Raw genomic sequence first — 12,351 nt, forward strand, 5'->3', positions numbered from 1 at the left:
CGGCCAAATCGGCTAAGCAGGCGCAACAAGCTTCGCAGCGTGTCAGCCGAGCAACTAAGTTACACGGTGAGCGGCGGTCATGTTAACCTGAGCAATCTTCGACTTCCTCTACCGTTCGCACCCGATGCCCTACATGTCCCACGTTCCGGTTCACGTTTCCCTGGTCACCGTCATCGAGATCGTGGCAATTCTGGTGGGCGCGTTTTCCGGGTTCGTGGAGGCACGCCGCAAGCGCATGGACCTGGTGGGTGTATTCACGGTGGCTTTCATCACCGCGTTCGGCGGCGGGACATTGCGCGACATCCTGCTCGACCGCCGGCCGCTGTTCTGGGTCATGCACCAGGAATACGCGATCCTGATTTTCGTGCTGGCCCTGATCGCCGCGCCGCTGATGCGCACCCTCAAGCAAATCCTGTCCGAACGCCTGATCGTGATTGCCGACGCCATCGGCCTGGGCCTGTTCGCGGTGGCGGGCGTGTCGCAGGCGCAGGCAGCCGGCATGCCACTGTTCATCGCCTCGATGATGGGCGTGATCACCGGCATCTTTGGCGGCGTGCTGCGCGACATCGTCTGCAACGAAGTGCCGATGGTCTTCCGCGACGGCAAACCCTACGCCATCTGCGCCTTCTTCGGCTGCTGGATGTACATCGGCCTGCAATACACCGAGGTCTCCGACGACGTCGCCCTGTGGGCCAGCGCCGCCTCGATCACGGTAATGCGGCTGGTGACGTGGAAATTCGACTTGCACCTTCCGTCCGACAAATAAGCCCCACTCGTACGAGGAGCGCGAACCGGTCGAAGTGCGCATCAGCCCGCGACGAATTGGCGATCCTGAGCTTTCCCGGTCCCGACCGTTCGATCCGGCTGGCCGACCTGGAAGCGGGACGCTCGGTGAGCCGTCGCTACCGCAACCGTCGGATTGGCGAATATCTCAAGGAACTGGACCTGACCGAGGGCCGTTCCACCGGCGTACCAAAAATACTCAAGGCGATGGCTGCCAATGGCTCTCTGGCCCCTCGATTCGAGACCGATGATGACCGCATCGCCTATGTCATCCGTCTGCCTTCCCACCCGTTTGCGCAAGCCCAGGAGGAGTCTGAAGTTAAAGCTACCGGGGAAGTCACCGGGGAAGTCGAACGCCTGATACTGATCCTGCATGGCGAGATGACACGCCAGCAAATCCAGGATCTATTAACACTCAAACACGAAAATTATTTTCGCTCCGCCTATCTGCTGCCTGCACTCGCCAGCGGCCTGATTGAAATGACGCAACCAGACAAACCGCGCAGCAGCAAGCAGCGTTACCGGCTCACCGCGGCCGGCAAGCAGTAGCGCAGCCAATCAGTAAAGTGATTTATTTGCAATTGTTGCATCGGCGGCGTTGACCGCCGCCGGGCAACGCAAGACTATGTGTGTCAGCGTGCCGGCGCGCCCTATTCAATATAAATAATATCTTTAGGGAGACACAATCATGGAAACCAATACCCTGCGCGTCCTCACCGGCGCGGCAGCACTGTCCCTGTTCGCCGGTTGCGGTGGCAGTGGCAGTAGTACCAGCGACGGCAACATGCCAGCCGCCCGCACCCTCGCCACCACCACGGTCGCGGGCGCCGACGCCAGCAACGCCACGCTGGCCAACGCCGCAACCTTCGGCCTCACCCAGGACACCAACTTCTACACCGTCGATACCGGCGCCGGACTGGTGTTCAAGATCCGCCGCACCGACAATGGCGTGAGCACCCAGTCGGCCGGCGATATCGCCTCGATGATCTACAACGGCGTGCAGTACCAGGACCAGGCGCGCGGCACCCAGCTGAACTCGGGCTTCGACTACCTGTACAACAATGTCTCGGCGGTGGCCGTGACCGCCACCACGGTCGGCGCCGACACCATCAAGATCACCGTGCAAGCAGGCGACCTTACCCATTACTACATGGCGCGCCGGGGCGATCCGAATATCTACATGGGCACGTATTTCACGACCGAACCGAGTACGCTGGGCCTGGCGCGCTTCATCGTGCGGGTACCGATCGCCGCGCTGCCAAACGGCCCGGTGCCGTCCGACCTGCGCGGCACCAACGGCGCCATCGAATCGGGCGACGTGTTCGGCATGCCCAACGGCGAAACCCGCTCCAAGCACTACTCGAACATGCGGCTCAAGGACTGGCGCTACATCGGTGCCACCAGCGCCACCGCCGGCCTGTGGATCGTGCGCGACAACCACGAAGGCGGCTCGGGCGGGCCGTTCTACCGCAGCCTGCTCAACCAGGGCACGTCCACCAACCAGGAAATCACCTACATCATCAACTACGGCGAGGCGCAGACCGAGGCGTTCCGTCCCGGCATCCTCAACACCTACACCATGACCTTCACCGACGGCAGCGCACCGGGCGCCATCGATACATCGTGGTTCGCCGGCATGGGCCTGCTCGGCTACGTGCCGGACAGCGGCCGTGGCGGCGTGGCCGGCGTGGGCATCGCCAACCGCGACACGCGCTATGCCTACACGGTGGGTTTTGCCAACGCCACGGCGCAATACTATGCCGACGCCACCCCGTCCAACGGTTACTACAGCAGCGCCGGCATGCTGCCCGGCACCTACACCATGACGGTGTACAAGAACGAGCTGGCAGTCGACACCCGCAGCGTGACGGTCAATGCCGGCGCCGTCACCACGCTCAACACCATCACCGTCGCGGGCGATCCGAGCAGCGTCACGCCCAAGTGGCGCATCGGCGACTGGGACGGCACGCCAAACGAGTTCATCAACGGCGACAAGCTCACCACCATGCACCCGCAGGATGTGCGCATGGCCGCCTGGACCGTGCCCGATTACGTGATCGGCACATCCACCCCGGCCACCGGCTTCCCCGCTTACCAGTGGAAGGAAGTGAACGGCAACCTGGTGATCCGCTTCAACCTCAAGCAGAGCGAAATCCGCGCCTACACGCTGCGCGCCGGCATCACGGTCGGTTTTGCCGGCGGCCGGCCGAAGATTTCAGTCAATGGCTGGAGCTCGGCCAACCCGGCCGCACCGAACCAGCCGAAAACCCGCACGCTCACGGTTGGCACCTATCGCGGCAATAACACCATGCTGACCTTTAATATTCCGGCCAGCGAGCTGCTGGTGGGCCAGAACACCCTGACGCTCACGGCCATCAGCGGCTCGAGCGGTGTCAAGTACCTGAGCCCCGGCTATGCCTGGGACGCCGTCGATCTGATTCCAACGCCATAACCCATAAGGAGAACCCATGAATCTACGTACCCTGGCCCTCTCGGTGCTGCTGGCCGGCGCCGCCGGCAGCGCTGCAGCGGCGGTCACCGCCACCACCGGCAACAGCGCCACCCTCGCCGGCTACAACCACGCCGCCACGTTCGAAGGCAATACGGCCTTGTCGAACACCTGGACCGAAGACGGCCTGCTGTTCTTTGCCAGCGGCTCGGCCAGCAACAACGGCTGCGGCTACGCCGGCCTCGACTGCTACGACGCGCCGGATGAACTCAGCCCTTCGTTCTCCGGCAATTACCTGGCCACGGCGGGCAGCAATGCCTACATCGGCATCCGCGTGGCCGATGGCCGCGATTTCACCAGCATCGAGTTCGGTGTCGGCTCGGGATACCTGAACCGGCACGGCTACTGGACCACTTACCTGGATGGACTGTTGACGGGGTCAGGCAATTTCAGCGGCGCTTCGGTGCTGGGACTGAGCGACGTACGCGGGATGGACGAAGTGCGGTTCTACGCATTCTCGACCGCCAACCGGACCAGCGGTTTCAGCGCGGCGGCAATCGACAATGTGCGGGTGCTGGCGGTGCCGGAACCGCAGACGTGGGCAATGCTGATGGGAGGGTTGGCGCTGATCGGATGGCGTCGCAGGGCCAACCGCCGTTAAAACGACGGCGGTGCCCGCGTCACTCCCGGGCGGGAGTGACGTATTGAACTGATTTACACTGCGTCCGGGCCGGTTTCGCCGGTACGGATGCGGATCACCTGCTCGACGTTTTGCACGAAGATTTTGCCGTCGCCGATCTTGCCGGTGCGGGCAGCCTTGATGATGGCGTCCACCACCTGCTCGGCCACGCCGTCGTCCACCACCACTTCAACCTTCACTTTCGGCAGGAAATCGACCACGTATTCCGCACCACGATACAGTTCGGTGTGGCCTTTCTGGCGGCCGAAGCCCTTGACCTCGGTCACAGTCAGGCCGGTCACGTTCACTTCGGCCAGCGCTTCGCGCACTTCGTCCAGCTTGAACGGCTTGATCACTGCGGTAATCTGTTTCATGACTTCTCCTAATATTTGAATCGAAAATTCTTGGCCAGCAATAGCAATGGATCTATTGTAATCGACAACAGCGCACTTACCAGCCGCCTTGACGCCGAGTCCGGACTTTTGTCAGTCGCGCACCGGAATGGCGCGTAATTCTTCCATCCAGACAACGCTTTGGCCATCGCTCGGTGCGCGCCAGTCGCCGCGCGGCGACAGCGAGCCGCCGCTGCCCACCTTCGGTCCGTTCGGCACGCAGCTACGCTTGAACTGGCTGGTACGGAAGAAACGGTCGAGGAAAATCCCGAGGTTGTGCTTGATCGCTGCCAGGTCGTACTCGTTGCGCGCCACGTGGTCGCCGTCGGGCCAGCGGCCGAGCGTCCTGTCGCGCCAGGCGTTGAGCGCCAGGAACGCCACCTTGGACGGCGCAAAGCCGAAGCGCAGCACGTAGTACAGGTTGAAGTCTTGCAGCTCGTACGGGCCGATCGTGCTTTCGGTGCGCTGTTCTGGCTGGCCACCGGCGGTGCCGGGCACCAGTTCGGGGCTGATTTCCGTGCCGAGGATGTCGAGCAGCACTTGCGCGTCGTTGCGGCCGATCACGCCCGATTCGGCCACCCAGCGCACCAGGTGCGAGATCAGCGTCTTTGGCACGCTGGCGTTGACGTTGTAGTGCGACATGTGGTCGCCCACGCCGTACGTGCACCAGCCCAGCGCCAGCTCGCTCAGGTCGCCGGTGCCGACAACGATGCCGCCGTGGTGGTTGGCCAGGCGGAACAGGTGGTTGGTGCGCTCGCCGGCCTGCACGTTCTCGAACGTGATGTCGTACTGCGCCTGGCCCTCGGAGTACGGGTGCCCCAGGTCCTTGAGCATCTGGATGCAGCTGGGGCGGATATCGATTTCCTGGGCCGAGCAGCCGACCAGCTGCATCAGCGCGTGCGCCTGCTTGAGCGTGCGCTCGCTGGTGGCAAAGCCGGGCATGGTATACGCCAGGATGTTGGTGCGAGGCAAGCCCAGCTTGTCCATCACGCGCGCACACACCAGCAGCGCGTGGGTGGAATCGAGCCCGCCCGAGACGCCGATCACCACCTTCCTGATGCCGCTGGAACTCAGGCGCTGCGCCAGCGCCTGCACCTGGATGTTATAGACCTCGTTGCAGCGCTCGTCGCGGCGGCGCGCATCGGCCGGCACGTAAGGGAAGCGCTCGACGCAGCGGCGCAGCGCCAGCGGTGCTTCACGCGACAGTTCCAGCTCGAAGAACACGGTGCGGAACTTGTTCACTTCGGCCGCGTGGCGCTGCACCGATTGGGCGAAGGTATTCATGCGCATCCGCTCGCGCGACAGGCGCTCGAGGTCGATGTCGGCAAAGGTGAGCACCGGCTCGTCGGTAAAACGTTTCGATTCGGCCAGCAGTTCGCCGTTCTCGAAGATCACGCCCTGGCCGTCCCACGCCATGTCGGTGGTCGATTCGCCGCCGCCAGCCGACGTGTACAGGTAGGCGGCGATGCAGCGCGCCGACTGGTTGCCGACCAGCTGGTTGCGGTAGCCGGCCTTGCCGATCACCGCGTTCGAGGCCGACAGGTTGACCAGCACCGTGGCGCCAGCCAGCGCCGCGAACGACGACGGCGGCACCGGCACCCACACGTCCTCGCAGATCTCGACGTGGAATTTCAGCAGCGGCACGTCGGCCACCTCGAACAGCAGGCCGGCGCCGAACTGCACGCGCTCACCGAGCAAGTCCATCTCGACCGCCACCGCGTAGTCGCCGCTGCTGAACTGGCGTGCTTCGTAGAACTCGCCGTAGTTGGGCAGGTACGACTTGGGCACTACGCCCTGGATCTGGCCGTTGGCCACCACCACCGCGCAGTTGTACAGTTGGTGCTCCACCCGCAGCGGCACACCGACCACGACCGCCATCTTCCACTGCAACGACGCGTTGACGATTTCCGCCAGCGCATCGAGGCAGGCGTCGAGCAACGCGCGCTGGTGGAACAGGTCGTCGCACGTGTAGGCGGCCAGGCCCAGTTCCGGGAACGCCACCAGGGCCGCGCCCTGCTCCGCCGCCTGGTTGGCCAGTAAAATGGTCTGCTCGGCGTTGTAGGCGGGGTCGGCGATGCGGCACACTGGCGCGGCAATGGCCACGCGGGCGAAATCGTGGGTGTACAGATTGAGGAAATTCGAGCTCATAAAGGATCTTTCCGACGGTGGTGCACAGGCATGGAATCCAATTATCGCATGCGCAACGCCAACGCAAAGGTCGTGGATACGCTAGACTTGGCCCACCATCATGGGCAGGAGGCAGTGTGTCAGAAGCAGAGTTTTCGATCATCGAGTCGCTGGAGGGCGTGGACGAGCAGCAGTGGCAAGCGCTGGCCGGCGACAATCCCACGCTGGCATACCGCTTTTTGCACACGCTGCACACCACCCGCTGCGCCTGCCCGCAAACGGGCTGGACCCCGCGCTACCTGGTCATGTACCGGGACGGCGTGCTGCACGGCGCCATGCCGCTCTACCTCAAGCATCACAGCCGCGGCGAATATGTATTCGACCACGCCTGGGCCGATGCCTTCCACCGCAACGGCATCGAATACTATCCGAAGCTGCTCTCGGCGGTGCCGTTTTCGCCGGTGACCGGCAGCCGCCTGCTGGCGCGCACGCGTGACGACCGCGCCCTGCTCGCGCGCGCCGTGCTGCAAGTGGCGCAACAGCTGGAAACCTCGTCGCTGCACATCCTGTTCCCCGACGAGCAGGACCGGCAAGCGCTGCAAGCGGCCGGCTTCATGCTGCGCGAAGGCGTGCAGTTCCACTGGGAAAATCCCGGCTACGCCGATTTCGACGCGTTCCTGGCCAGCTTCAAGATGGACAAACGCAAGAAAATCCGCCAGGACCGCCGCCGCGTGGTCGAAGCCGGCATCACCTTCCGGCACCTGGCCGGCGCCGCCATCACGCAGGAGGCGATGGCGTTCTTTTACCGGTGCTACGTGTCCACGTACCAGGCCCATGGCAACAGACCCTACCTGAGCCTGGCCTTTTTCGAGCAATTGCGCGAACACATGGCCGACAACTTGATGATCGTGCTGGCGCAGCGCGGCGACCAGCCGGTGGCCGTGGCGCTCAACCTGGTGGGCGGCGACATTATGTACGGACGCTACTGGGGCACGACGGAGTTCGTCTCGGGCCTGCATTTTGAAACCTGTTACGTGCAAGCGATCGAGTATTGCATTACGCACGGCATCGCCCGTTTCGAGGGCGGCGCCCAGGGCGTGCACAAGATGTCGCGCGGCCTGTCGCCCACGCCCACGTGGTCGGCGCACTGGGTGGCGGACCCGCGTTTTGCCGCCGCCATCGGCGATTTCCTGGCGCAGGAAACTGCCGCCATCGAGGAATATATCGACGAATTGGCCGAGCACGCACCCTTTAAATAAGGGCAACCCTTACGTAATTAGGTGAGGATTTCGTTAAGCGGGTAGAATGTTAGCGGTAGCAACTATCTGACCATGGATGAAACCAGTTTGCTTCACAGCATTTTCAATCGCGCCTATACTCTATGCCCGTTGACGGTTTTGTCACAACACGTGACGTAAAACAATGAATGCAGATTTTATAAAACAACGGAACCGCTTCAAGGCCGCGACAATGAAACGTCTCGGTGTCACCGAAGAGGCTTATACCAACGTAACCGACCAGCTGGCGCACATCGCCCAGCCGTTCCATGTGCGCAAGGGCGAGTTCCTGCAGCGTGCCGGCGCCGTTGCCACCCAGGTACACTGGCTGGCCAGCGGCGTGGCGCGTAGCGGGTTCTTCAACCGCGACGGCGTGGAAGTCACCCTGCGCTTTTATCGCGAAGGGGAATCGGCCACCACCCTCACCGACCTGATCGCCGGCGAGAATGGCCAGCCGGCCGTGCAATTCCTGGTGGCGGAAACCACGATCCACGGCTTTACGCTCGACTGGACCCAGGCCAGCGCCCTGCGCGCCCAAAGCGAGGTGATGCAGCACTACCACCTGCAGGCGGCCATGCACGGCATGCACAACCTGGCCCAACGCGCCTACGCCACCGGCGAGACCTCGGCCCAGGAGCGCCTGGCCGCATTCCGCGAGGAATATCCCGGCCTGGAAGCACGCATCTCGCAGCGGGCCATCGCTTCGTACCTGGGCATCACGCCGCAGTACATGTCGCGCCTGCGCCGCGAGGCGGAAGCCGAACTGGCCGGTATCGAAGCCGGTGCGGAAGCCAACGCCGAGGCGTACGCCCGCAACTGACGCGGCACGACCGGGCGCGGCCATATCGCACGCGCCTGGCCTTCACCTTCTTGCGCACTGGCGCAGCAATCATTACTGCCGCTTGCGCAATCGATTGCATACCATTTACGGCGGCTACCCTGTCGCCAGGTGAAGCACCAATCTGCGGCTGACCACTCTCTTCGGCACCGCCCTTGCAGGCGGTATCTCGAGACCATAAAAAAAGCCCGGCTGCGCAATGCAGCCGGGCTTTTTGATGGAACGCGCTGGCAGATTAGCCGGCAGCGTTTTCCTTGTTGTACGACGCAACGCCGTTCAGGATTTCTTGTTTGGCATCTTCCACGCCGTACCAGCCGTCGATCTTGACCCATTTGCCTTTTTCCAGATCTTTGTAGTGCTCGAAGAAGTGCTGGATCTGGCGCAGGCGCAGCTCGTTCAGGTCTTCCGGCTTTTGCCAGTGGCTGTAGATCGACAGTACTTTGTCGACCGGCACGGCCAGGACCTTGGCGTCTTCACCGGATTCGTCGGTCATTTTCAGCACGCCGATAGGACGGCAGCGCACGACCACGCCAGGGATCAGCGGGAACGGGGTGATCACCAGTACGTCCACCGGGTCGCCGTCGTCCGACAGGGTGTTCGGCACGTAGCCGTAGTTGCATGGGTAGTGCATGGCGGTGCCCATGAAACGGTCCACGAAAATCGCGCCGGAATCTTTATCGACTTCGTACTTGATCGGATCGGCGTTCATCGGAATTTCGATGATCACGTTGAAGTCGTTAGGCACATCGCGGCCCGAAGGCACTTTATTCAAGCTCATGGGTTTTCCTTGTTGGAGGGGTGCTGACAATTGGACAATTGATTAACCGCGTAATTATAGCGAAGTACAGCTTGCTTGTGCGGCGCAGCACCCGTGCGTGCGGCCGATTGTTGATGGTGGCGCACACGCGGGAGGGATGTTGCGATCACTCAAATGAGAATGATTGGCATTTAATATCTAAACCAACCGTGCCGCCAATTACCCTTCACGACGACAGCGCCGCCACCCTGTACAGCAACCACCACGGTTGGCTGCACGGCTGGCTGCGCGCAAGATGGGCAATGCCGGCGATGCCGCCGACCTGGCGCACGATACCTTTGTGCGCGTGCTCACCCGCAGCAGCCCGGTCCAGGCGCCGGCACTGCGCGCGCCGCGCGCCTACCAGGGCACCATCGCACGCGGCCTGATGGCCGATTTTTTCCGCCGCAAGCCGGCTCGTGGAGCCGTTATCGCGGCGTGGCCGACGTTTCCGGTGCGCTCAACGCCAGCGGCAGCGTACGCGCACGCGTCGTGCTGGCCGCGCAAAATGCCGACTCGTACATCGACTACTACCAGCGCGACACCCGCAACGCCTACGCCATCATCGAGGCCGACCTCGGTCCGCGCACGCTGCTCACGGCCGGCATCGATTACATGCGTTCGCGCGCCGATGGCGCCACCTTCGGCCATATTCCACTGTTCTACAGCGACGGCACGCAAACCGATTTCCGCCGCTCGCTCAACCCGGCTGCGCGCTGGTCGTACTGGGACAACAGCACCACCAACACCTTCGCCTCGCTCAAGCACAGTTTCGACAGCGGCTGGAAGCTCGACCTGTCGGCCAGCCACCTCAAGCAATCGAAGGAAGTGGAATACAGTTCGGCCTACAACGGTGTGGTGGACCGCGCCACCGGCGCCGGCGTGCGGCTGCTGTCCGGCGTGCTGCCCAGCCAGGCCAATACCGACAGCGCCAACCTGGCGCTAAGCGGCCCGTTCACGCTGTTCGGCCGCCAGCACGATCTGATGCTCGGCGCCGGCTATTCGCGCGCGGTAAAAGCCGCCCAGCTCTACGCCAGCCCGGCCCTGATCGCGGTGCCCGATTATTTTGCGTGGGACGGCTACCTGGCGCAGCCAGCGTCCTATGCCAAGCGGGCCGACCGCGAAACCACCATCACCGAAAAAGGGCTGTCGCTGGCCACCCGTCTGCGCCCCACGGATGCACTGTCGGTGATCCTCGGCGCGCGCATGAGCTGGTACAAGCTGTATGACTTCCAGGTAACGCCGGGGTGCGCGCCGTGGCCGGCAAGAATGTCGAAGCGGGCATCAAGGGCGAGTTCTTCGACCAGCGCCTGAACGCCGGTATCGCCGTGTTTCGTACCGAGCAAAACAACTGGGCGCAATACGTGGGCATCAACGCGGCCACCGGCGGCGAGATCTACCGCCCGATCGAGGGCGTGACCAGCAAGGGCGTGGAACTGGAAGTGTCGGGCCAGGCGGCGCCGGGGTGGAATGTGGCGGGCGGCCACACCTTCCGCACGTCGCACATCCCGTCGCAGCCCGACGTGATCCTGAGCGCGGTGAACACCAACCAGCCCAGGCACCTGTTCAAACTGAGCACGGCCTACAAGCTGGCGGGCGACGCAGCCGTCTTACGCGGTGCTGGGATTGATGGCGCGTTATGACATCAACCGGCGCGTAAGCGTGGCGTTAAACGTCAACAACGTGCTCGATAAGACCTATATGCCGGGGATGGGGTCGTACGGGACGGGCGTGTATGGCGATCCGCGCAGCGCGGTGGTGACAGCCAATTACAAATTCTAGGAAAGTTGGACCGCGCTGCGGTCCAACTTTTTTACAAAACGGTTGCCAGCGCGCACTGCCGGTAATGGCTGGCCGCCTCCTCCGTCTGCTGCAGCGCTTCGTGCAATTGCGCCAGCTTCAGGTGGGACTCGCGCACCATGCGCGGGTCGGCAGCATCCGACAGTGCCTGCTCCAGGTGGCGCTGGGCCTTGCCCCACAGCTTTTGCTTGAGGCACAGCGAGCCGAGGGTGAGCGCCAGTTCGGCGTCGGTCGGGCGGGTTTGCATCCAGCGTTCGCAGTGGTCGATCTGGGTGAGCAGCGCGGCCGAGCCGGCGGGCGCCGCCGCTTCGCGGTAGGTGCGCACCACGCGGTCATCCCAGTCTGCGTTGAGCGACTCCTCGGCCACCAGGCGCGCTTCGTCGTGCAGGCCACGGGCGTTGAGGGCAGTGGCGGCGCGGCAGGCAATGTATGGCTTGATGCGGTCGGCGTTCGGCACGGTGGACCACACGCGCAGCAGCGACTCGGCGTCGTGGGTTTTATCGGTGAGCAGGTCCTCGTAGGCCAGTTCGCGCAGGCGCGACGACAGTGCCGGATGCAACGCGCGGTGCTTGTCGAGCGAACGCACCAGGCGCAGCACCTCGGGCCAGTTCTTGGCCTGCTGCTGGGCCTTGAGCGACCATTGCAGCGCGTGGATGTGGCGGGTGCCGCTGGCGTTCAGTTCGCGCACGGCGGCCAGCGCGGCTTCGGGCTGGTGGTCGTCCACCAGCAATTCCGTCATGGTCATCAGGCGCGCCGTCTTCATGGCGTTGTCGTCCTGCAGGCGCGCCAGCCACTGGTCGCGGCGCGCAGCCTGGCGCATGCGGTGGGCGGCGCGGGCGCCGATCAGCGCGGCCACGCCGGCGTTTTCCGGCAATTCCGACGCGCGCAGCGCGGCCTTTTCGGCATGGCCGAAGCGGCCTTCGAACAATGCCTTCAACGCTTCGCGCAGGCCCTTGTTGCCATCGCGTTCGCGCTTTTGCTGGCGGTAGGCGGCCACCTTGCGCGGCATCTTGACGGTGGCGCGCACCGCGCGGATCACCACGTACAGCAGCACGAAGAGCAGCGCCAGCAGCACGCAGAACAGGTTGAGCGACAGGTCGATGCGGTGCGGCGGGTAAAACAGCACCACGTTGCCCGGGTTGAATCGGGCTGTCACGGCGATACCGATGGCCGCAGCCATCAGCGCGACTAACCAGAGAAATATCCGCAT

Annotated in this window: 13 protein-coding genes and 1 pseudogene; 10 read left to right on the forward strand and 4 right to left on the reverse strand. The window is 63.6% G+C overall.

What is annotated here, in order from left to right; translation table 11 throughout:
* The first annotated feature begins 133 nt into the window (after window positions 1-133).
* The 4 genes from ASF04_RS05110 (at window position 134) to ASF04_RS05125 (ending at window position 3,893) form a co-directional block, all read left to right on the forward strand.
* Window positions 134-766, forward strand: coding sequence for a trimeric intracellular cation channel family protein (locus ASF04_RS05110; protein ID WP_056138903.1), 633 nt, complete (start codon window positions 134-136; stop codon window positions 764-766).
* Between the two features lie 56 nt (window positions 767-822).
* Window positions 823-1,332, forward strand: a complete 510-nt coding sequence (locus tag ASF04_RS26505; protein ID WP_156368529.1) for a Fic family protein — start codon at window positions 823-825, stop codon at window positions 1,330-1,332.
* 139 nt (window positions 1,333-1,471) lie between these two features.
* Window positions 1,472-3,235: a rhamnogalacturonan lyase B N-terminal domain-containing protein gene (locus tag ASF04_RS05120; RefSeq protein WP_056138730.1), complete on the forward strand. Its 1,764-nt coding sequence runs from the start codon at window positions 1,472-1,474 to the stop codon at window positions 3,233-3,235.
* A gap of 16 nt (window positions 3,236-3,251) precedes the next feature.
* Window positions 3,252-3,893 (forward strand): PEP-CTERM sorting domain-containing protein, encoded by a 642-nt coding sequence (locus tag ASF04_RS05125; RefSeq protein ID WP_056138732.1) that lies wholly within the window; start codon window positions 3,252-3,254, stop codon window positions 3,891-3,893.
* A 53-nt stretch (window positions 3,894-3,946) separates the two neighbouring features.
* Here ASF04_RS05125 and ASF04_RS05130 read toward each other — a convergent pair whose 3' ends face one another.
* Both ASF04_RS05130 and ASF04_RS05135 read right to left on the reverse strand, forming a co-directional pair.
* The gene (locus tag ASF04_RS05130) at window positions 3,947-4,285 is read right to left on the reverse strand and encodes a P-II family nitrogen regulator (protein WP_019922031.1); all 339 of its coding nucleotides are present in this window, start codon (window positions 4,283-4,285) and stop codon (window positions 3,947-3,949) included.
* 111 nt (window positions 4,286-4,396) lie between these two features.
* Entirely contained in the window at window positions 4,397-6,451 is a 2,055-nt protein-coding gene (locus ASF04_RS05135; protein WP_056138734.1) for an NAD(+) synthase, read from the reverse strand.
* 116 nt (window positions 6,452-6,567) lie between these two features.
* On the opposite strand from ASF04_RS05135, the gene ASF04_RS05140 reads away from it, so the two are divergent.
* Window positions 6,568-7,689, forward strand: coding sequence for a GNAT family N-acetyltransferase (locus ASF04_RS05140; protein WP_056138736.1), 1,122 nt, complete (start codon window positions 6,568-6,570; stop codon window positions 7,687-7,689).
* A 211-nt stretch (window positions 7,690-7,900) separates the two neighbouring features.
* The gene (locus ASF04_RS05145; protein WP_056138738.1) at window positions 7,901-8,527 is read left to right on the forward strand and encodes a Crp/Fnr family transcriptional regulator; all 627 of its coding nucleotides are present in this window, start codon (window positions 7,901-7,903) and stop codon (window positions 8,525-8,527) included.
* A 253-nt stretch (window positions 8,528-8,780) separates the two neighbouring features.
* Here the strand turns inward: ASF04_RS05145 and ppa are convergent, their stop codons facing one another.
* Window positions 8,781-9,323: an inorganic diphosphatase gene (gene ppa, locus ASF04_RS05150; protein ID WP_019922024.1), complete on the reverse strand. Its 543-nt coding sequence runs from the start codon at window positions 9,321-9,323 to the stop codon at window positions 8,781-8,783.
* Window positions 9,324-9,597: 274 nt separating this feature from the next.
* On the opposite strand from ppa, the pseudogene ASF04_RS28665 reads away from it, so the two are divergent.
* The 4 genes and pseudogenes from ASF04_RS28665 to ASF04_RS28450 all read left to right on the forward strand — a co-directional run.
* Window positions 9,598-9,693 (forward strand): annotated as a pseudogene (locus ASF04_RS28665) (RNA polymerase subunit sigma); the annotation flags it as partial.
* Between the two features lie 86 nt (window positions 9,694-9,779).
* The gene (locus tag ASF04_RS28065) at window positions 9,780-10,655 is read left to right on the forward strand and encodes a TonB-dependent siderophore receptor (protein ID WP_056138739.1); all 876 of its coding nucleotides are present in this window, start codon (window positions 9,780-9,782) and stop codon (window positions 10,653-10,655) included.
* Window positions 10,598-10,984 carry a TonB-dependent receptor domain-containing protein gene (locus ASF04_RS28070; protein ID WP_255360902.1) on the forward strand — a complete coding sequence of 129 codons (387 nt, stop codon included), beginning with the start codon at window positions 10,598-10,600 and terminating at the stop codon, window positions 10,982-10,984. Before ASF04_RS28065 ends, ASF04_RS28070 begins: the two co-directional genes overlap by 58 nt.
* Complete coding sequence (locus ASF04_RS28450) at window positions 10,971-11,123, forward strand: TonB-dependent receptor (RefSeq protein WP_255360903.1); 153 nt, start codon at window positions 10,971-10,973, stop codon at window positions 11,121-11,123. Before ASF04_RS28070 ends, ASF04_RS28450 begins: the two co-directional genes overlap by 14 nt.
* A 31-nt stretch (window positions 11,124-11,154) precedes the next feature.
* Here ASF04_RS28450 and ASF04_RS05165 read toward each other — a convergent pair whose 3' ends face one another.
* Complete coding sequence (locus ASF04_RS05165; RefSeq protein ID WP_082488557.1) at window positions 11,155-12,351, reverse strand: heme biosynthesis protein HemY; 1,197 nt, start codon at window positions 12,349-12,351, stop codon at window positions 11,155-11,157.

The organism is Duganella sp. Leaf61 (assembly GCF_001421905.1).
GTDB classification, from domain to species: Bacteria; Pseudomonadota; Gammaproteobacteria; order Burkholderiales; family Burkholderiaceae_D; genus Rugamonas; species Rugamonas zoogloeoides.

Coding starts and splice junctions, on each gene's coding strand:
- ASF04_RS28450 (WP_255360903.1), top strand. CDS start 10,971: ATGGCGCGTTATGACATCAACCGGCGCGTAAGCGTGGCGTTAAACGTC.
- ASF04_RS05120 (WP_056138730.1), top strand. CDS start 1,472: ATGGAAACCAATACCCTGCGCGTCCTCACCGGCGCGGCAGCACTGTCC.
- ASF04_RS05125 (WP_056138732.1), top strand. CDS start 3,252: ATGAATCTACGTACCCTGGCCCTCTCGGTGCTGCTGGCCGGCGCCGCC.
- ppa (WP_019922024.1), bottom strand. CDS start 9,323: ATGAGCTTGAATAAAGTGCCTTCGGGCCGCGATGTGCCTAACGACTTC.
- ASF04_RS05110 (WP_056138903.1), top strand. CDS start 134: ATGTCCCACGTTCCGGTTCACGTTTCCCTGGTCACCGTCATCGAGATC.
- ASF04_RS05145 (WP_056138738.1), top strand. CDS start 7,901: ATGAAACGTCTCGGTGTCACCGAAGAGGCTTATACCAACGTAACCGAC.
- ASF04_RS05135 (WP_056138734.1), bottom strand. CDS start 6,451: ATGAGCTCGAATTTCCTCAATCTGTACACCCACGATTTCGCCCGCGTG.
- ASF04_RS05165 (WP_082488557.1), bottom strand. CDS start 12,351: ATGCGGATATTTCTCTGGTTAGTCGCGCTGATGGCTGCGGCCATCGGT.
- ASF04_RS05130 (WP_019922031.1), bottom strand. CDS start 4,285: ATGAAACAGATTACCGCAGTGATCAAGCCGTTCAAGCTGGACGAAGTG.